The organism is Burkholderia sp. E168m23 (assembly GCF_016586125.1).
GTDB classification, from domain to species: Bacteria; Pseudomonadota; Gammaproteobacteria; order Burkholderiales; family Burkholderiaceae; genus Burkholderia; species Burkholderia orbicola.
This window is the reverse complement of record NZ_BCPP01001424.1, coordinates 1-1,198: the sequence shown is the minus strand read 5'-3', so window position 1 is coordinate 1,198 and position 1,198 is coordinate 1. Positions and strand designations below refer to the sequence as shown.

1 protein-coding gene is annotated in these 1,198 nt (G+C 68.1%); it reads left to right on the top strand.

Features of this window, described 5'->3' with window-relative positions; translation table 11 throughout:
• Positions 1–328 precede the first annotated feature (328 nt).
• Positions 329–1,198, top strand: an 870-nt coding sequence (locus JMF90_RS37855; protein ID WP_236593063.1) for a site-specific integrase, incomplete at its 3' end; no start/stop codon positions are given.

The following is a 1,198-nucleotide window of genomic DNA, read 5'->3' as shown; positions in this document are numbered from 1 at the left end:
AAGCTCGGTCAGAATCTTAATGTTTTCCACGACGCAAGACGGTCCCTCATGTGAGAGCCATCGCATCATAGGACTCGGCGTGCTGCCGAGCACGCGAAACGCGACATTGGGTGGATGCTCCTTCAGGTGGTTTGCGATAAATACTCTTATCGCATGCAGCTTATGGGCGACCTAAACTGGTTGTATGAAAACCGCTCCCGCCCCGCGCTTACGCACGGGGAACGGATCGTTAGCCGGAACGCCCGCTGCCCCGCCCGAGCTCCCCAGCCTGTCCGAGCTGGCAGCCCTGCGTGCCTGGCACGAAGGACTCACCGCGCGCGCCGCCGTTATGCGCTACCTCGACCACCCGCGCGACGATGGCCAGTCATCGCGCGGACTGCTGAGCCGCATTCGTCGCCAACTGGTCGCGTGCGCGACGGCCCGCCAGCGCGACGACCTGATTCCACTGTTCACGCACCCGGCCGCGGACCGCACCCGCCATGCGGCGCAAGTCGTCGCGGCGCTCAACGTGCTGCGCACCACGCCTATTCCCGCACCGCAGCCAGCCGACCCCGTGAACCGGTGGCTGCCGCCGCGCATCGCACGCGCGCTCGCCACCGCCCACATCAACTCCCTCGCCGACCTGCTCGTGCACCGGGCGCGGCGCAAAAGCTGGTGGCGGAACATTACGGGGCTCGGCCGTCAGGGCGCGCAACGCATCGAGACTTTCCTGGCCGCCCATCACGCGTTGGTCCAGCACGCCGCTACGCTCGTCGCGTACGAGGCCGACGGGGCTCAACTCGTCCCGCTGTGGTCACTTGAGTCCCTGCCCGCGGCCCTCGATGGCTCACACGGCCGCTTCCGGGCCCCACGTGACACCTGTGGCCTCGCCGCGACCAACGACTACCAGGCGATCGAGGCTTGGCTGACACTGCACGAATCGGCGCACACCGCACGTGCCTACCGGCGCGAGGCGGAGCGGCTGTTGCTGTGGGCGATCGTGGAACGGCGCGTCCCACTTTCATCGCTCACCACCGACGACGCGATCGCCTATCGCACCTTCTTGCGACATCCGACGCCCGCCGCGCGCTGGATCGGGCCGCCGTGCCCGCGCGCCACACCGGCCTGGCGCCCGTTTGCCGGGCACCTGACAACGCGCTCAACAGCCTATGCGCTGGCCGTCCTGCGCGCGCTCTTCGGGTGGTTGGTCGGCCAGCAC